At 50.4% G+C, this 13,950-nt stretch carries 16 protein-coding genes; all 16 read left to right on the top strand.

Annotated features, from left to right (window positions below; translation table 11 throughout):
* Window positions 1–85 precede the first annotated feature (85 nt).
* Window positions 86–445, top strand: a complete 360-nt coding sequence (locus tag GPK49_RS06135; protein ID WP_016407062.1) for a sulfite exporter TauE/SafE family protein — start codon at window positions 86–88, stop codon at window positions 443–445.
* Complete coding sequence (locus GPK49_RS06130; protein WP_318283853.1) at window positions 442–822, top strand: sulfite exporter TauE/SafE family protein; 381 nt, start codon at window positions 442–444, stop codon at window positions 820–822. Before GPK49_RS06135 ends, GPK49_RS06130 begins: the two co-directional genes overlap by 4 nt.
* The gene (locus GPK49_RS06125; RefSeq protein ID WP_016407064.1) at window positions 809–985 is read left to right on the top strand and encodes a hypothetical protein; all 177 of its coding nucleotides are present in this window, start codon (window positions 809–811) and stop codon (window positions 983–985) included. The genes GPK49_RS06130 and GPK49_RS06125 overlap by 14 nt, the downstream gene beginning before the upstream one ends.
* A gap of 127 nt (window positions 986–1,112) precedes the next feature.
* Window positions 1,113–1,415 (top strand): hypothetical protein, encoded by a 303-nt coding sequence (locus GPK49_RS06120; protein WP_016407065.1) that lies wholly within the window; start codon window positions 1,113–1,115, stop codon window positions 1,413–1,415.
* A 3-nt stretch (window positions 1,416–1,418) separates the two neighbouring features.
* On the top strand, window positions 1,419–2,099 hold the full coding sequence (locus tag GPK49_RS06115; RefSeq protein WP_118581089.1) for a TIGR01906 family membrane protein: 681 nt from the start codon (window positions 1,419–1,421) through the stop codon (window positions 2,097–2,099).
* Between the two features lie 26 nt (window positions 2,100–2,125).
* Complete coding sequence (locus tag GPK49_RS06110; RefSeq protein WP_215677040.1) at window positions 2,126–3,121, top strand: hypothetical protein; 996 nt, start codon at window positions 2,126–2,128, stop codon at window positions 3,119–3,121.
* Entirely contained in the window at window positions 3,118–3,516 is a 399-nt protein-coding gene (locus GPK49_RS06105) for a GerW family sporulation protein (RefSeq protein ID WP_016407068.1), read from the top strand. Before GPK49_RS06110 ends, GPK49_RS06105 begins: the two co-directional genes overlap by 4 nt.
* 24 nt (window positions 3,517–3,540) lie before the next feature.
* Window positions 3,541–4,740: a Card1-like endonuclease domain-containing protein gene (locus GPK49_RS06100; protein WP_215677039.1), complete on the top strand. Its 1,200-nt coding sequence runs from the start codon at window positions 3,541–3,543 to the stop codon at window positions 4,738–4,740.
* Window positions 4,741–4,801: 61 nt separating this feature from the next.
* Entirely contained in the window at window positions 4,802–5,407 is a 606-nt protein-coding gene (locus tag GPK49_RS06095; RefSeq protein ID WP_016407070.1) for a TetR/AcrR family transcriptional regulator, read from the top strand.
* Window positions 5,408–5,620: 213 nt separating this feature from the next.
* Window positions 5,621–7,165 carry a sodium/proline symporter gene (locus GPK49_RS06090; RefSeq protein ID WP_215677038.1) on the top strand — a complete coding sequence of 515 codons (1,545 nt, stop codon included), beginning with the start codon at window positions 5,621–5,623 and terminating at the stop codon, window positions 7,163–7,165.
* A 161-nt stretch (window positions 7,166–7,326) separates the two neighbouring features.
* Window positions 7,327–8,076 carry an SDR family NAD(P)-dependent oxidoreductase gene (locus tag GPK49_RS06085; protein ID WP_118581074.1) on the top strand — a complete coding sequence of 250 codons (750 nt, stop codon included), beginning with the start codon at window positions 7,327–7,329 and terminating at the stop codon, window positions 8,074–8,076.
* 5 nt (window positions 8,077–8,081) lie between these two features.
* Window positions 8,082–8,912 carry a YihY/virulence factor BrkB family protein gene (locus tag GPK49_RS06080; protein ID WP_160117354.1) on the top strand — a complete coding sequence of 277 codons (831 nt, stop codon included), beginning with the start codon at window positions 8,082–8,084 and terminating at the stop codon, window positions 8,910–8,912.
* Window positions 8,913–8,985: 73 nt separating this feature from the next.
* Complete coding sequence (locus tag GPK49_RS06075; protein WP_215677037.1) at window positions 8,986–10,197, top strand: TolC family protein; 1,212 nt, start codon at window positions 8,986–8,988, stop codon at window positions 10,195–10,197.
* 112 nt (window positions 10,198–10,309) lie between these two features.
* Window positions 10,310–11,782: a spore germination protein gene (locus GPK49_RS06070; protein ID WP_215677036.1), complete on the top strand. Its 1,473-nt coding sequence runs from the start codon at window positions 10,310–10,312 to the stop codon at window positions 11,780–11,782.
* The gene (locus GPK49_RS06065) at window positions 11,782–12,876 is read left to right on the top strand and encodes a GerAB/ArcD/ProY family transporter (protein WP_215677035.1); all 1,095 of its coding nucleotides are present in this window, start codon (window positions 11,782–11,784) and stop codon (window positions 12,874–12,876) included. Before GPK49_RS06070 ends, GPK49_RS06065 begins: the two co-directional genes overlap by 1 nt.
* Window positions 12,869–13,936 carry a Ger(x)C family spore germination protein gene (locus tag GPK49_RS06060; RefSeq protein ID WP_215677034.1) on the top strand — a complete coding sequence of 356 codons (1,068 nt, stop codon included), beginning with the start codon at window positions 12,869–12,871 and terminating at the stop codon, window positions 13,934–13,936. Before GPK49_RS06065 ends, GPK49_RS06060 begins: the two co-directional genes overlap by 8 nt.
* Window positions 13,937–13,950: the final 14 nt, after the last annotated feature.

Here is a 13,950-nt window from a genome sequence, read left to right as displayed (position 1 = left end):
TTTTCTTTTTGGAAATGGGAAACGGAAAAGACATACATAAAAAAAGGATGATTTTCCATACTAAGGGCGAAAGGGGGCGGCGGTTTTGACAAAAAAATGCAAACGGACGGCAATCGGTCTTGTGACAGGCTTTGCAAATGGCTTATTCGGCAGTGGCGGCGGCACAATCGTGGTGCCTGCGATGGAGCGGTTTTTGAAGGTGGAGGAGCATAAGGCGCATGCGACCGCCATTGCGGTGATTCTGCCCTTATCCCTGCTCTCTCTGGGGGTTTATCTCTGGAAAGCGGATTTGGGCGCAGTCTGGCGGATTGCGCTCTGGGCATCGGCAGGGGGACTGGTCGGTGGCTTTGTCGGGGCGAAGCTGCTGCAGCGTGTCAGCGGGGTGTGGCTGCACCGCATTTTCGGGGCATTCATGCTTGCGGCGGCAGTGAGGTTAATCTTATGATGTGGGGTGTAGCGGCGATTGGTTTTTTTTCGGGCATCATCAGCGGTATGGGAATTGGCGGCGGCACCATTTTGATTCCGGCACTGCTTTTTCTGACAGAGGTGAACCAACAGCAGGCGCAGGGCGTGAATCTGATTTATTTTATCCCGACGGCAGTTATGGCGCTCATTACGCACCGTAAAAACGGAACGCTTGATCTGAAAACCGCAAAGCCGCTTGCACTTCTGGGTCTGGCAGGGGCGGCGGCAGGGGCATTTTTGGCGGTTTCGCTGGAATCGGAGATACTGAAAAAGCTGTTTGGGGGCTTTCTGCTGCTGATGGGGCTCAGTGAAATTTTCAAGAAGAAAAAAGGAGAGGATATACATGCAAAGGGATGATTTTATGAAACTCAAGCTGAAATTTGCACAGACGGATGTGGCAGGCAAGATTGCGATTTATACGGAAACGCCGGGGCTGAGCGCAGCGCAGTATAAGGAGCTTCTGCGGATGTATCCCATAGACCGACTGGAGGAGCTGGAAGCAGTATTAGCCAAAATGTAAGGAGGACTGCCGTAAGGCAGTTCTTTTTTTGAAAAGAAAGAAAATGCCTGTTCCCGTTTTGAAATTTATGATATACTAAACGAAGCTATAGGTGTTTTTCAAAACGGACGAAAGGGGCTGTGGGACTATGGAATTGATTGAAAATTTATTTGTCGGCGGCAATGTGTCGGATTTGGAAACCATTGTTTACAGTCTGCGCCGCGAGGTTCCTGTCCTGCGGCTGTACTGCATCGTCTATTTTGAGGACAAAAACAGATTGGAGCTGCTTTCCTCCCATGAGCTGTTTCATACGCGAAATAAAAACCGCCCTGCGAAAATTGCAGGCATTGCCATGGGCAGAGAGGAGACAGTGGATTTACTTCTTTTTATGGCGGAAAAAGCGCAGGAGGAGGGGCGAAATCCTGCCAATCCAAGGGAGCTGATGTTATAAAAAATGCTTACGAAGATTTTTTATCATATTCTGGGGCTTCTGGTTGCCTTCTGCCTGCTGTTTGCAGTGCTGATTACCGTAACGGAAACACTGCTGTATCGGGTGGATGGCTACTTTGCGAAGGAATATCAGAAATATGCGGTCACAGAGCGCGTGGATATGAGGCTGTCTGATTTGCTTTCTGTGACGGATGAAATGATGGACTATCTGAAGGGCGACAGGGAAAATCTGAATGTGGAAGCCGTCATCGGCGGCGTGCAGAGGGAATTTTTCAATGCCAAGGAAAAACGCCACATGCAGGATGTACGGGAGCTGTTTTTGCAGGGGCTGGCACTGCGCAGAGGGGCGGTATTTGTCGGCGTTTTGGCGGCGGCGTTTCTTTGTTTGAAAAAAAGACAGGCGGTACTTCTTAGGATGCTGCAGTGGGGCATTGCGGGAGTGCTTTGCACCATGCTAGGGCTTGGAGCTTTGATTTCGATGGATTTCACAAAATACTTCACCTATTTCCATCTGATTTTTTTCGATAACATGGACTGGTATTTGAATCCGAAAACGGATTTGTTAATCAACATTGTGCCCGAAGGGTTTTTTCGGGATACTGCCTTGCGGATTGCAGGAATGTTTCTGGCGGTCAGCCTTCTGTTCTGGCTGATGGCAGGCGCACTGCGGCGAAGGCTGAAATAAAGAAGGCTGAAATAAAAAGGATTGCTATGATAAAGTTGATTTTATTCGGAATTTTAAAGGGAATCGGCATTTTGCTGCTGGTGCTGCTGCTTCTCCTTCTGCTTATGGTGCTTGTGGTGCTGCTTTCGCCCATCAGGTATCATCTGGAGGGAGAGAAAAGGGCGGCGGTCAGCGGTTCTTTTGGTGTGTCATGGCTTTTTGGGGCAATCCGTGCCGATGGCGGCTATACACCTGAGGGGGGCAGTCGGCTCAAGCTGAGGGTGCTTTGGTTTACACCCGTCGGCGGCGAGGAGAAGCCCAAAAAGAAGAAAAAGAAGAAGAAAAGGAAAGAGCCGGAGCCGATAGAAATACATGCGGCGGAAAAAGAATCAAAAGAGGAACCGGAACCGGCAGAGCCAAAACCGGAGCCTAAAAAAGAGCAGCCGAAGCAGGAACCTAAGAAACAGGAGCCGAAAAAGCAGGCGAAGCCGCAGAGAATGGCGGAAAAACAGCCGAAAACCATGCGGCGCGTAAAGCTTTCGGAGATTGCGGAGAAGCCGCCTGCGCCGGAGGAAATCGAGGACGATGCCTTCTTTACGGGAGAGGAGCAGGAAAAAGCAGAGGAACCGGAGAAGAAGGGAAAAATTCCCCCGATTCTAAAGGAGCTTTGGAGCATTGAGGATAAAAAGCAGATTTTCAAAGCGTTTGGGAAGCTGTTGAAGCGGCTGCTAAAGGGGATTTTGCCGGGGAATTTCTTCCTCAAGGCAACCATCGGGACGGGAGACCCGCCGACAACAGGCTATCTGCTCGGTCTGGCAGGGATTCTGGTTACGAAATTCGGTAATGACATACAGATAAAAGGAGACTTCACGAAAGCAACCGTGGAGGATATTGAAATACGGGTAAAAGGAAAAATTGTACTCGGCAGACTGCTTTGGGCAGTGCTTGCCTTTGGGCTGACAAAGCCCGTCAGAAGGGCAATCCGAAAGGAAATCAGATATTTCAGAGGGAAAAAGGCGGATGCGAAAGGAGAAACAGCATGAGCAAGGATTTTAATGAGGCGGTAGATGTATTATTTCATAAAGTAGATGATCTGGTATCCACAAAAACGGTTGTGGGGGATGCTATTGTAGTTGGCGATATGACGCTTCTGCCCCTGATTGATGTGGCAGTGGGCGCAGGGGTCGGCGCAAAGGAAAGTGCCAATGCGGCAGGCGGCATGGGCGCAAGAATTACCCCCTCCGCGATTCTGATGATTCGCCCCGACGGAGTGCAGCTGATCAATGTGAAGAATCAGGATGCGCTTTCCAAGCTGGTGGATATGGCACCCGGAGTAGTCAATAAGCTGAATTTCGGTGCTGTGTTCAGTGGCAGAAACAAAAAAGACAGAGCACAGGAAGAAGTGAAATTTGAGGAGGAAACCATTATAGAGGAATAAATTGCCGAAAGGAGAGAGTCCTGTATGAAGGTTTTGATTGAATTATATGATAAGGATACGCTGAAAAATATCGTTGCGCCGCTGACCCTGCGGCCCGATAGGGTGGTGTATCTCTATGATAAGGGAATGGACGATAGGGATGCGTTTCGTTCTCTGGTGACCTGCTTTCAGAAAAACATGCCCAATATCGTTGTGGAGGATATTCCTGTAGACATCAGCTCTGTGAAAACCCTGTGTGCGGCGGTCTGCCGTGTGGCAGAGCGGTACGAGGCGGCAAACTGCACGCTGGAGCTGACGGGCGGCAGTGAGCTGATGATGATTGGCGCATATCAGGCAGGGCTTGAAATGGGAATTCGCATGGTACATACGGATTTGGTGAAGGGCTGCATTACGGATATTGAAACGGATGAAAAGCTGACGGATATCGCAACGCTGACGCTGGAGAACTTCATTGATGCCAAGGGCGCGTGCTTTATGGGGGAATCCCATCAGCCGCCGAGACCGGAACGCTATGATGCCATCAACAATATGGCACGGTTTCTGTTCCGCCATCTGCGGGATTGGAAGGTAACCTGCAGCTGGCTGCAGACGGTGGCGGCGAGAGGCTTTTCGCATGATTTGCAGATGGAAAGCCGCAGAAATATCCATACCAAAAGCGGAAAGCCTGTTTCCCCGAAGGATGAAATTCTTCTGGAATTTGAGAAAAACGGCTTTTTCAAGAAGCTAAGTCTGGATAAGAATGGGGTTTGGATACGGTTCAACTCCTTGCAGGATAAACAATACTGCATCAACTACGGCGTATGGCTGGAATTATATGTCTATGTGGCGGCGGCAAGCAGCGGTGCGTTTGAGGATGTGAAGCTTGGAACGATGATTGACTGGAATGTGTATGACGGGCTGAAAATCGGCGGAAACGAAATTGACGTTATGCTGATGGAGGATTCCCTGCCTGTTTTCATTTCCTGCAAGCTGAAGGATGCGGATACTGCGGCGCTGAATGAGCTGCTGATTGCAAAAAAGCGGTTGGGCGGTTGGTTCTCCAAGGGCATTATTGTGACCTTCAGCAAGGAAAAGCAGGAGGGAACGGGTACATATCAGCGATGCAAGATGCTTGGGCTGGAAATGCTCGATGAAAGGGATATTCTGGCGGTGGATTTTCGGGAGCGGCTGGTGCGGACGATTCGTGAGCATGATCTTATCAGTCTGAAATGGAAGAAGGTATAAGGGGGAAGCCCCCCTGGGCTGAAACAGGGTTTCGGCTTTGATATAAAAGGAGGCGGATGCCTTGGCAAAAAAGAATACCAGAAACACCAAGAGCCGTATCGTTTCGGCAGCATGGAAGCTATTCTATGAAAACGGCTATGATGATACAACGGTGGAGGAAATCGTAGAGGAATCGGGAACCTCCAAGGGCTCCTTCTATCATTATTTCAGCGGCAAGGATGCCCTTTTAAGCTCCCTTTCCGATTTATTTGATGATAAATATCAGGAGCTGATTCCGACGCTTGACCCCGAAATGGACAGCTTTGAGCAGCTGATGTATCTGAATCGGGAGATGTTTCTGATGATTGATGACAGCATTTCCCTTGATTTGACGGCAAGGCTTTATGCCTCTCAGCTGATTACCACGGGAGAAAAGCACCTGCTCGACCATAACAGAATCTATTACAAGCTGCTGCGGCAGATTGTGACGGAGGGACAGAAGAAGGGCGAGCTCAGAGAGGATGTTTCCGTGAACGAAATTGTAAAGGCGTATGCGCTCTGTGAGCGTGCGCTGATTTATGACTGGTGCATCAGCAACGGGGATTATTCCCTTTGCCAATACGCAAAAAGCATGATGCCTGTTTTTTTGAACAGTTTTCGTGTGAAAAAAGCGAAAAACGGCGAATAATAAAAAAGATTTTTTTTCGGATAGAAATAAGTTCTGGAAATCGTATAGTCAGAAAAGATTGAAATTGCAGTCTTTCTGGCTATTCTTTGTTTTGTCGTTCTGTTTTTTGTTCGGACTTTGTTCTGTATTTTGTTCTGGTGGAAAGTATGATAGAATAGCCGCAAAAGCAAGACGAAACAGAAAAAACAAGAAACGAAGGAAGGGTAAAGTAACATGATTTCAGCAAAGGTTTTAATCATGCTCACAATTCTGGTCTATCTGGGCGGCATGATTATCATTGGGATTTATTGTTCCAAGAAAAATGAAAATGTAGGCGATTTCTATCTGGGCGGCAGAAAGCTTGGCCCATTTGTTACGGCAATGTCCGCAGAGGCATCGGATATGAGCAGCTACTTATTGATGGGGCTGCCCGGTCTGGCATATTTAAGCGGTGTGGCGGATGTTGGCTGGACGGCAATCGGGCTTGCCATCGGTACATATCTGAACTGGTTGGTTGTCGCAAAGAAAATCCGTATTTATACACACAGACTGGATGCCATTACAATTCCGGATTTCTTCTCCCGTCGATATCATGATGAGAAGAATATTCTGATGTGCATTGCGGCTGTGGTTATCATTATTTTCTTCATCCCCTATACAGCAAGCGGCTTCGCTGCATGCGGCAAGCTGTTCAGCACCCTGTTTGGTGTGAATTATATTCCTGCCATGGTCATCAGTGCGATTGTTATTGTGCTGTATACCGCGATGGGCGGCTTCCTTGCAGCAAGCACCACAGACCTGATTCAGGGGATTGTGATGAGTATTGCGCTGCTGATTATCGTATTCTTCGGGATTCATATTGCAGGCGGCTTTGATGCCGTAATGGATAACGCAAGAAGCATGACAGGCTATCTGAGCCTGACCATGACACACAATCCCGTCAGCAAGACCGCATCTCCCTACGGCTTCCTGACCATCTGCTCCACATTGGCGTGGGCATTGGGCTATTTCGGTATGCCCCATATTCTGCTGCGCTTCATGGCGATTGAGGATCATAATAAGCTGAAATTATCCAGAAGAATTGCGGTTATCTGGGTTGTCATTGCGATGGGCGTTGCCATTCTGATTGGTATCATCGGGAATGCGATGACAAAGGTTGGCGCGGTTCCCCTTCTGGAGGGCAGTGCATCCGAAACGATTATCGTATGCATTTCCGACCTGCTGAGCAAGCATGGCTGCCTTGCGGCAATCGTTGCAGGTATTGTGCTTTCCGGTATTCTGGCGGCAACCATGTCCACGGCGGATTCTCAGCTTCTGGCGGCATCCTCCAGTATTTCCCATAACCTTTTGGGCGGCTTCTTCCGTGTGAATATTTCCGAAAAGGCGGCAATGCAGGCGGCAAGAGTTTCCGTTCTGGTAATTTCCGTGATTGCAGCCTTCATTGCGAGAGACCCCAACAGCTCCGTTTTCGGTATCGTATCCTTCGCATGGGCAGGCTTCGGTGCGGCATTCGGCCCCGTTGTGCTGACAGCGCTGTTCTGGAGACGCTCCAATAAGCAGGGCGCACTGGCAGGCATGATTGTCGGCGGTGTGATGGTATTCGTATGGAAATATCTGATTCGTCCCATGGGCGGTATCTGGGGCATTTATGAGCTGCTGCCCGCATTCCTGCTGGCTCTGGCGGCAATCATTATTGTCAGCCTTGCAACACAGGCACCCGAACAGGCTGTTCTGGAAGAATATGACGCAGTGACAAAGGAACTGAAAAACGAAAAATAAAAAATAAGCATTGAAAATCCCTCTGCTGAATGAATGCGGCACAGGGATTTTTTGTTTGCAGAAAAAATTTCTCTGCTTGTTCTTCTTTAAAAAATTGAAAAAGAGAGAAGGTATCTGTATAATGGATACAGATAAAGAAAATGACAAAGGGAGGAACTGTTGTGAAAGCATTGATTACGGGCGCAACGAGCGGCATCGGGCGTGAAATGGCGAAAATATTAGCTGTACGGGGCGTGGATTTAATCATTGCCAGCAGGGACGAAAAAAAGATGAAAAGCCTTGCCAAGCGGCTGCCTGTGGCAGTGCGGACGATAGCCGTGGATTTATCCAAAGCAGAGGACTGCTATCGGCTGTATGACGCGGTGAAGGCGGAAGAAATTGATATCCTCATCAATAACGCAGGCTTCGGGGCGTATGGCGCAACATGGGATGTTCCGCTGGAAACGGAGCTGAATATGCTGGATTTGAACGTGCGCGCGGTGCAGATTCTGACAAAGCTGTTTCTGGCAGATTTCCGTAAGCGTGGCAGTGGGCGTATCCTCAATGTGGCATCCTCTGCGGGCTTTCTGGCAGGGCCGCTGATGTCCGGCTATTATGCGACAAAGGGCTATGTGCTGCGGCTGAGCGAGGCCATTTCCGAGGAGCTGCGGCAGGAGGGAAGTCGGGTGACAGTGACGGCTCTCTGCCCCGGACATGTGGAGACGAATTTTGATGCGCGCGCAAAGGTACGCCGTTCCATTGGCGGCGTTTCCGCGAAAAGAGTCGCGCAGGCAGGGATAGAGGGGATGCTCCGCGGCAAGGTGGTTGTCCTGCCTGGGGCATTGATGAAAATGACCTATGTCGGAGAAAAGCTTTTACCTGAGTCATGGATGCTGAAAATTGCCTATCGGGCACAGGCAAGGAAGGGTTGAACCGTATGCAAAGAGTAAGGCGAGTTTTGAAAAATACCGTCCGCGGTTATATCACGAAGGATGTCGGCAAGCGAGCAGCTTCACTGACGTATTATCTCCTGTTTGCGATTTTCCCCTTTCTGGTTGCGCTGATTTCCATTTTGGGGCTGCTGCATCTGCCGATGATTTCGCTTGAGGGCGAGGCGGCGGCGTTTCTGCCTGCGGATGTAATCACGCTGCTGAACCGGACGATTACCCACATGACGGAGGCATCCAATGGGGCAATTTTCACTTTTGGTGTGGTGTTTGCGCTGTGGTTTCCGTTTCGGGCGGTAAGAAATATGACGGAGGAGGTTTCGGATATCTATGGCGGCGAAAAGCCGACGCATCATACGCTGCGGGTGCTGCTGCTGGCAATATTCATTCTGTTTCTGATTCCTGCAATGCTGTTTCTGATGATTATCGGGGACTCTGTTTTGAACTATGTGGCGCAGTTTCTGCCGATTACGGTGGAATTTATCTCCTTCTGGACAAAGGCGCGTTTCCTTTCCATGGGCTTTGCGCTGATTCTGTTGACCTCGGCAGTGTATTATCTTTCGCCGAGTCAGCCGCCGAAGTGGCGGTATATTTTTCCCGGGGCGCTGCTTTCTACATCCTTCTGGATGCTGTATTCCGTATTTTTCTCGTATTATGTAGACCACATGGGGAACTATTCCGTGATTTACGGCTCTATCGGGGCAATTATCGCCTTCCTCATCTGGCTGAATCTTTCGCTGACGGCACTGCTTCTGGGGGCAGTGTTTAATCAGGCGTTGCGCGAAACCGCCGCTCATGAAAAACTTTCTTCCGAAATCTGAGGATTTTACTGGATTTTTTCAGATTATATGGTATAATTAGTTTTAGTTTAAAACGAAAAACGGAGGTTGAGCAATGAAAAATATGTTATATAAGGCAAAAGGCGCACTGGCGCTGACCCTTGCGGTGAGCATCTGCGGGGCGCAGTGTGTGCCTGTGTTTGCGGCTGAGGCTCTTTCCGCGGCGCAGCAGGGCGTGCAGGTGACACCTGTGAAGGAGCTGACAGAGGAGGAGAAGGCGGCATTGCAGCTGCCGAAGCTGACCGCAGAGGAAGCATTGGCGAAGGCGAAAAAGCATAGCCCCGACCTGAGAGAAATTCAGGATACCTTGGATTATCTGGATAATACACTGGATGACATCGACAGAAGCGCAGGCGGCACAGTTACTGTGCCAAATGTGGAATATAAAAAATGGGTGAATGATGGCTGGCAGAAGGTTGTTTCTGCCGTTTATCAGGCAGAGCAGGGCAAAAAGCAGGCAAGAATCGGCGAGGATCTGCAAAACCTTGGTCTGGAGGTTTCCGTAAAATCCTATTTTACCTCCATCAAGAGTAATGAGGATACCCTGTCTCTGACAAAGAAAAACGCTGAAATCCAGAAAAAGCTGTATGAACAGGGGCAGGAAAAGAACCGTCTGGGTCTTCTGAGCAAGTATAACCTGAATCAGCTGGAGATTGCGGCAAAGCAGGCGCAGGATAATGTGGCACTGCTGGAGACAAGCATGGAGCAGCTTTACATCAAGCTGAATGACCTGATGGGGGAAAAGGCAGATGCCCGTTTTGAATATGTCTATGACGTTACCTATACGCCTTATAAGCTGAGTCTGCCGATGGAGCAGTATCTCAACGCGGCACTGAAAAAGGATCTGACCATTCAGCTGAAGGAGCTTGCGTTGGATTCTGCGAAGTTTACGAAAAACTATGTTGGTGAATCGAATACGCGTCTGGATTCCAATACACAGGAATATAATTATGACACCGCAAAGCGTAATTTGAAAACGGCAAAAACCGATAAGGAAATGGCAATTCGCAATGCGTATCTGCAGTTGCAGCAGATGGAAACACAGATTACCTCTGCACAGTCCTCTCTGACAAAGGCACAGGCAGATTATCGCGCGGCGCAGATTAATCTGCGGGCAGGCAATGTGACAAAAACAGCTGTAGAGCAGGCGGAAATGGGCGTTGTTTCCGCACAGAACAGCTTGAATCAGCTGATTTATAATTACGATATGCTGGTATTTACCTTTGAAAACCCCAGCCTTCTTGGCAACACCACACAGGCGCAGTAAAATAGAAATAAAATGCAAAGAGGTCTTGAGCAAATATGCCCGGGGCTTCTTTTTTTGCATAGATTTCCTTTTCCTTCGCAAACTAGGAAAAATGGTTGGGCGGTGAAAAGGGATGCAGATAAAGAAGGAGTTGCAGAAAAATAAACAGGTGATGCAGGAAGCCTTTCGTGACTGCGGTGATATCATTATGCGTGAGTTTCGCATCCGCGGCGGCGAGGGCACGCTTTTTCTTGCATATACGGATAATATCGTGAATGGGGATGCCATTCAGAATTTTATCATGACAAATGTGATGGCGCGCTGTGAAATGCAGGGAACGGAGGGACTGCTACAGAGTCTGATGGAGGAGGTCATTGCCATCGGGGAGCTGACAAAAATCACCACGATGGAGGAGGTTTTTGATGCCGTTCTTCTGGGGGATACGGTGCTTCTGATGGATGGGGATGATTTCGCCTTGCAGGCTTCGACGAAGCATTTCCCCACGCGCGGCGTGAATCAGGCGGAAACCGAGGTGGTTGTGCAGGGGCCGAAGGATGCCTTTACGGAGCTGATGTCTGTAAATGTGGTGCTGACGAGAAGGCGAATTCGGGATACACGGCTGAAGGTGAAGCGGAAGAAGGTGGGCAGACGGAGCAAAACGGATGTGGCACTGCTGTATATGGAGGATTTGGTGCGTCCTGAGCTGCTGCAAAAGATAGAAAGGCAGGTGGATTGTCTGGATTTAGACCATCTGCCGGACAGCGGCTATGCGGAGCAGCTGTTGGAGAAGCGGCAGTATTCGCCCTTTCCTCAGCTGCAGATGACGGAGCGCCCCGATAAGACCTCCTCCGCCCTTCTGGAGGGGCGCGTGGCACTTCTGCCCGATAATACACCCTATGCCATCCTTCTGCCGGCAACACTGAATACCTTCTTTCAGGCGGCAGAGGATTATTATGACCGCTGGGAGATTATGAGCTTTATTCGGCTGATTCGCTTTGTGGCGGCGTTTCTGACGGTTACGCTTCCGGGGCTGTATATTGCGTTTGCGGTCTATCATCCGGAGCTTTTGCCAACCGCGCTTGCCCTCAAGGTTGCGGCAACGAGAGAAACCATTCCGCTTTCTGTCATTGGTGAGGTGCTGATTATGGAAATCGCCTTTGAGCTTCTGCGTGAGGGCGGAATTCGTCTGCCATCCCCCGTCAGCTCTACCATTGGCATTGTCGGCGGCATTATCATCGGTTCGGCGGCAGTGGATGCAGGGATTGTCAGTCCGACGGTTGTGATTGTTTCCGCGCTGACGGGCATCTGCTCCTTTGTGATTCCGAATGTTTCGATTGTTTCGGGTCTGCGCATCAGCAAATACGTTGTAATTTTCTTCGCGGCTGTGTTCGGGCTGTTTGGGGTCTGGGCGGCACTGCTGCTGCTTCTGGCGCATCTGGCAAGTCTCACCTCCTATGGCATCCCTTATCTGTATCCCTTCTGCTCCTCCTCCGTCAATGATGACATGGATTGGGAGGACAGCATTTTTCGTCTGCCGCTTTCCGAAATGAAGCGCAGGCCGATTTTTACACGTCCCGATGTACGGCGGCGGAAGGAGGAGGAATGATGTTTGCGGAGAATCGGAAAATTTCTATCAGACAGCTGCAAATGCTGTTATTACTGGATTGCTTTGGCACTGCTGTCCTTTTTCTTCCGGCGGAGCTGGCCGAGATAAGCGGCAGAGGGTGCTTTTTTGCGGCTTTGCTTGGCGGCTTGGGGGTGTCGGCTGCCTCCCTTCTGCTGACGGCAGTAGGAAGGCGCATGCCCAATGGTACGGTGGTCGATTGGTGCCGGAGCGTCTGCGGCAATGGTATCGGGACAATCCTTTTGCTTGGCTTGGCAGGAAAGATTTTGCTTGACGGGATGCTTGAACTGCGGATTTTCAGCGAAATTATCTGCCGTTTTATGCTCCCTGCAACGCCTGTCTGGGTGCTTTCCCTGGTGTTGCTTCTGGTCGCAGGTGCGCTTGCGGCGCAGGGAACGGAATGTCGGGGAAGAACGGCGGAAATCCTCTTTTTTCTGGTCGCAATTCCCTTGCTTCTGGTGCTTCTGGCGGTGGCGGCTTCTACGCGGTATGCGCGTGTTCTGCCGCTTGCCTTGCCTTCTCCTTCGGGCATCGGGGCAGGGCTTGCAGAGATGAGCATTGTATTTAGGGGGCTCGTTTTTCTTTATTTTATCTATCCGGATTTGAAAAAGCCTGTCGGCTTCGCAGTCTGGAAAGGCTGTCTTTTGATAACGGCAGTGGTGACGGTCATCGTGCTTCTCTGTCTGGCGAATTACGGCGAGGGGATGCTTGCCGCAAAGCTTTTGCCGACATTGCAGATGTTGGAGCGTGTCAGCTTTACGGGCGTTTTTCTGACCAGACAGGATTTGCTTCTGCTTTGGTTCTGGATGGCATCGGCGGTGCTGTTTCTTTCGGGTGTGGTGTTTTTCGGCTCCCTTCTGGGGACGCAGCTATGCAGACAGGCGGAAAAAAAGCGAAAGCTTTGGCTCTGGGTGGTGCTTGCGGCTTTGTTCGCGTTGTCATTTCTGCCCGAAAGCCTTATGGAGGCACAGCGTCTGCGGCTTGCCGTTTCGCCTTGGCTGAATCTGGCGTATCTGGTGGGACTGCCGGTTTTATTGCTCTTGCTTGGCAGGAAGGGAGAGAAAAAGGATGTATAAAAAATTTGTTTTGCTGGCGTTGGCAGTCCCCTTTTTTCTGACCGGTTGCTGGGATAAAAAGGACCCGGAGGATAGGGCATTTATTATCACCCTTGGGGTAGACACGGCGGCAGAAAACGGCTGTCACTTCACCTTTGCGCCTGCGAATATCGAAACGGGCGAGGCAGAAACTTATGCCGCGGAGAGTGAAACCCTTTCGGGGGCGGTCGCGCAGGTGGATACCTACACCTCTCGTAAGACGGATTTGGGGCAGCTGAAAACCGTTATCTTGGGGGAAGGTCTTTTGCAGGACAGCGCAAGACTGGATGCCCTTCTGGGGGAGCTGGAGCGCAGTCAGGCGGTTTCGGAGAAGGTGATGCTTCTGGCGGCGGATTCTGCGGCGGCTTGCGTGGAAAAGGCCATGAAGGAGGACAGCAAGACAGGTCTGTTCCTCTGGGATTTTTATAAAAATACCGCCGAGGAGGTGGCGGTCACGAAGGGGATTGATTTGGATACCTTTCTGACGGAGCGTGTGGAGCGGGGCGGCAATGGTGTGCTTCCGCGGATTCGCGCAGAGGGGGAAAGGCTGCGGCTTGGCGGCGGCATGGCAGTGTCCGCAAGGGGTGCTTCTATTCTGAATGAGGAAGAGGAGCGCGGTTATCTTTTCCTGCTGGGAGATGCCGAGGGGGCGGTTCTGGAAGGAAGGTATAAAGCGGCGGTTTTGCCTTTGGCGGTTACAAAAACAAAGGCGGACTACGATTTTCAGGTGGCAGGGGACACCGTTCTCTGCACCGTGACGCTTTCCGTAGAGGGAACCCTGCAGGGCGGCAGGGGCGAATTGCTTTCCGCAGAGCAGAAAACGGAGTTGGAGAGTATTTTTTCCGCAAGCATAAAAGAGGAAGTCGAGCATACGATAAAAACAGCGTTGTCCGAAGGGGTGGATTTCCTCGGTATTCTGCCGAGGGCAGAGCGCGCCCTGCCGCAGCTTGCAAAAGCCTGCACACGAGAGCAGCTTTGGGAGCGGATGGTGTTTCGTGTTGTCCCAAAGGTGCAGATTACGGATATGGGGCGCAAGCGTTGATTAAAATTTGAAAA

The sequence above is a fragment of the Clostridium sp. MCC345 genome, from assembly GCF_018785345.1.
In the GTDB taxonomy this organism is placed as follows: domain Bacteria; phylum Bacillota; class Clostridia; order Lachnospirales; family Anaerotignaceae; genus Anaerotignum_A; species Anaerotignum_A faecicola.
This window is presented reverse-complemented; position numbering and strand designations above follow the sequence as displayed.